Consider the following 3,351-nt stretch of genomic DNA (forward strand, 5'->3'; position numbering starts at 1 on the left):
TCCTAAGCCATTGAGAATCATGGCTTTAACGACTTGCCCTGATGAGATTTTTTCTCGCTTGTCTATTCCTAATTTTTCATTGATGATATCCACTATTCCTATTTCATCAATTAATCCAGCTATAATCCCCAAATGGTCTAGGTTTTTGACTTCTATCATTGTTGATTTAGACAAGGTTAATATCTCTTTTAAATAGTCACAGGTAACTGACTAATTATCTCAATGTATCAACCCTCAGTAAAGTGAGTATTTATGCTTAGTGTTCTCGGAGACGTCCCTGTAACCTGTCATGTTACATTTTGAAGTGCGGAGTGTGGGCTAGAAGGTTACTCCATACTCCGGGAAATCTTCGACGCCAGCGACCTGAATGACAATGAAATTCAATCTTATAAGAATGGGGTGCGCGACCATGTGATCATGCACTTTAAAGACTTAGTGCCCAATTTCTGCTGAGGGTGCTACTAGGTAATAGCGAATAAAACAGCCCTGAAGAGGATATGAATCGCTAAGCAACAGCGTATCCGGTGTGCTGTCGCACGTAGGGCGGATGAAAAGCTAAAACAATTTTATCTTTGGGAACTCCGGCAGCGACGAGTTCATCAGTAATGCCGTCTTCTGTCCCGTCAAAATAAATCCAGAGTTTTTCATTAAGGATTTGAACGTGAATTAGGCAGTGGTGAATATGCTTTTTGCCGTCCCAGCCTTCATTCATCAGGAGAAAGTGGTTGCGGTCTTCGCTGACAATCACGATACTTTTAATCTGTCCGTGAATATGGGGAATGCTGGCGTATTTTGAAATGATTTTGTGGATGTAGTTGCGATATTGGTCTAGTGTATCCATTTGACTATAACCTCCTCAATTGGGTCGAAAATAATGAGTTTAATGGGATGATTGGCTAGAACGATTTGTACAATGGGTTCGGAGAAAAAATCCACATAGATTTCTTCTCGAATGGCAAGATATAAAATGCGGTCTGGCTCGGTAACGGCTAAGAGTTCGGCGTAGAGAATATATTGTCCCAAAGCATTTTGTAGATCTTTGACTGGAGATGGGCTAATAAAGCTTTTGACTTCAACCGCTATTTTCTGACCCTGACGTTCGGCTGTTAAAGGTTTTTCAGCAGCTAAATCTACGAATACATCCCGTTTGCCAGCAGACAATGTGAATGTATCGTCAGTAATTGTCCACCCATCTTTCTCTAAGGCAGTTCTTACAGTGTCGTGGTAGATATCCTTTGCCATGCACTATTCCCCCAAAAGGTTGAGCTGCTGGACGTTGGTTTGAGTGAATTGGGTGGCTTTGGATTTGCGCCTCTTGTTTGATTTTGCCTTAGTAGAAGCGTGTTTTCCGCCCAAGATTTCTGCTTCGTGGCGTTTTTGGTTTAAGTCGAGGAGTCGCGCTAAGACTTCATCGTGAAGTTTTCCCAATTTCAGTATATCAGAGTCGCGTACCGTTCCGGAAGCCGCCAAGACACCCAGGGGTGTACATTGTACACCCCCATTTTCATCCTCTACCCCGATCCCCGCTTTCTTATTGACGTAAGAATTTAGCGATCGCACGGAGATGGATTTGGTACTCTTGAAGTAAGGCTTGCGATCGCACTCCCTAATTGCAGAGTTACTCTTCGTCTAACAATGCCTCCATTTGAAGAAGAAGCCGTTCCAGCTTTTTGTGTTTTTTCGGATCATTCCAAAATTTAGTTTTTTGCAAACGCCCCGATGTTTCTTGGAAGCGATTTTTAAGTGATGGGGGTTTGGCTGTTGGCTGTTTTAGCTGCTTAATGCGTTGGGTAATTTCTTTGAGGGAGAGGTTGTCTGCGATCGCGTCATTCAACAACGCCTGCCTTTGTGGTGCATCCTTCAGCCGAGCTAGAGCTTGTGCCTTGGTATATGCAATTTGACCAATCCGTAGAGCGTCCAGCACATCATCGGGTAAGTTGAGCAGAGGTAAACGGCTACTGACAAACGACTGCCAACTCATTAACCCCAAGGAATCGAACACCGTTAAAATCAACTCGGCTTGTTCATTACCCAAAACGTTTTGGGTAACTTTCCCCTTCTCCTCATTTTGCATCCGATATAGCAAAGGGGGAATCTCTTCTACATTACTCCCTAATTGAGTCGCTAGCAACTGCAAAATGGCTTCAGTTTCCTCAACGGGGTTTAAATCTTCCCGTTGCAGGTTTTCAATCAACGCCAGTTGCAGCGCTTCTTCATCAGTCAGTTCCCGGATAACGACAGGGATTTCGGTCAATCCCACTTTTTGTGCGGCACGGTAACGACGTTCCCCGGCGACTAACTCGTACTTGTCTAGATGGAGGCGTCGAACTAACAGAGGTTCTAAAATCCCAAAGTTTCTAACTGAAGAAGTCAATTGTTCTAACTTATCTGGATCAAAATAGCGCCGGGGTTGTTGTTTGGGTAAGCGAATTGAGGTAATTGGCACTAACACAGCGGCGGCATTCGGTTCTTCCCGCTCTCCCAACAGAGCGGCTACCCCTTTCAACTGACTGGTATAAGGTTGGTCTTTTTTACTCACAGTTTTTCCAAGGATAAAGCAATACGTTTAAGAACAGCCACGGCTGGATGTTTGGGGCTAGATTTCGCCAAGGGCAGACGCTTTTCCGAGGCATCAGCAAAAGCAATCGAGCGCTTTATCGGCTCATAAACAGTTGCCAATGGCTCTAGCTGCTCTTGGATAGCTTTGAGCGTCCGGCTTTCTTGAGCAGTACGACCATCGTACATGGTCGGGACAAATCCCGCGATCGCTAAATTACGATTGGCTTTGGCACGAAGTCGCGCTACTGTGTTGAGGAGTAAATCGGTTCCCTGGAATGCCTTGAACTGAGTTTGAATGGGGACAAGGACATGAGTCGAAGCAACCAATCCAATCACACTCAAAATCCCCAGACTGGGAGGACAGTCAATTAAAATGAATTCGTAGTTGTCCAAAAACGGAGCCAAAGCATCTTTGAGGCGCATCTCCCGCATCAGAGCGCTGACTAATTCCAACTCAGCGGCACTCAAGTTGATATTAGCCGGAGCGAGATCAAGTCCATGGATTTTACCATGAATCGGTAAGGGAGCTTCTCCCGCGATCGCGTCGTAGACGGTAGTCTTCAACTCAACCGGATCTTCTCCCATAAATGTAGTCAATGAGGCTTGGGGATCAAGATCGACTAACAGAACACGGTGCTTTCGTTGGGCTAGATCCTAGACTCCGCACTTCAACTTGAAGTACAAGAAACTACACATCCAATCAAGGGAAAAAGTCTGAAAAATTAAACACTTGAATATCTTCTAAAGAAACAGTAATTGTTTTTGGGACTCTTGAGAGTTTTTTTGAGCAGC

At 44.6% G+C, this 3,351-nt stretch carries 5 protein-coding genes and 1 pseudogene; all 6 read right to left on the bottom strand.

The genetic code is table 11. The features are described 5' to 3' along the window. Positions 1-159, bottom strand: a 159-nt coding sequence (locus RIB93_RS01845) for a DUF4277 domain-containing protein (RefSeq protein WP_446369755.1), incomplete at its 3' end; no start/stop codon positions are given. Positions 160-505: 346 nt separating this feature from the next. Further along, on the bottom strand, positions 506-841 hold the full coding sequence (locus RIB93_RS01850; protein WP_446369747.1) for an element excision factor XisI family protein: 336 nt from the start codon (positions 839-841) through the stop codon (positions 506-508). Beyond that, entirely contained in the window at positions 829-1,242 is a 414-nt protein-coding gene (locus tag RIB93_RS01855) for an element excision factor XisH family protein (RefSeq protein ID WP_446369749.1), read from the bottom strand. Before RIB93_RS01855 ends, RIB93_RS01850 begins: the two co-directional genes overlap by 13 nt. A gap of 3 nt (positions 1,243-1,245) precedes the next feature. Next, positions 1,246-1,560 carry a hypothetical protein gene (locus RIB93_RS01860; protein ID WP_446369751.1) on the bottom strand — a complete coding sequence of 105 codons (315 nt, stop codon included), beginning with the start codon at positions 1,558-1,560 and terminating at the stop codon, positions 1,246-1,248. A gap of 58 nt (positions 1,561-1,618) precedes the next feature. Next, entirely contained in the window at positions 1,619-2,539 is a 921-nt protein-coding gene (locus tag RIB93_RS01865; protein ID WP_446369753.1) for a ParB/RepB/Spo0J family partition protein, read from the bottom strand. Continuing rightward, positions 2,536-3,210: pseudogene (locus tag RIB93_RS01870) on the bottom strand (ParA family protein); the annotation flags it as partial. The pseudogene RIB93_RS01870 and the gene RIB93_RS01865, both read right to left, overlap by 4 nt. Between the last annotated feature and the right edge of the window lie 141 nt (positions 3,211-3,351).

It is taken from the genome of Coleofasciculus sp. D1-CHI-01, assembly GCF_040218875.1.
Classification (GTDB): Bacteria; Cyanobacteriota; Cyanobacteriia; order Cyanobacteriales; family Coleofasciculaceae; genus Coleofasciculus.